The sequence below is a fragment of the Halomonas marinisediminis genome (genome assembly GCF_004347715.1).
GTDB lineage: Bacteria > Pseudomonadota > Gammaproteobacteria > Pseudomonadales > Halomonadaceae > Halomonas > Halomonas icarae.
The window spans coordinates 1-263 of record NZ_SLTR01000543.1; the positions used below are offsets into that span (position 1 = coordinate 1).

Annotated in this window: 1 protein-coding gene; it reads right to left on the reverse strand. The window is 69.2% G+C overall.

What is annotated here, in order from left to right; all coding sequences use genetic code 11:
* The coding region (locus tag E0702_RS17735) for an enoyl-CoA hydratase/isomerase family protein (protein ID WP_132045811.1) at nt 1-263 on the reverse strand (263 nt) is incomplete at both ends.

Below are 263 nucleotides of genomic sequence, written 5' to 3' on the forward strand. Positions count from 1 at the left end.
TCGTCGGCACCGCGATGTCCTCCAGCCGATTGACCACGGCCTCGAACGCCGAGCCCGCGCTCTGCTGTTCGTTTGCGCTCACGGCGCGCTCGGCAACCGAGCCGAGATCGTAGCCGGAGGAGAAGGTGCGCCCGGTGCCGGTCAGCACCAGCACGCGCAGCGCCTTGTCGGCCTCGACCCGATCGAACAGTTCGAGCAGCACGCCGAGGTCGTCGGCTTCCAGGCGGTTGTGATGCCGGGGACGGTTGAGGCGGATGGTGGCG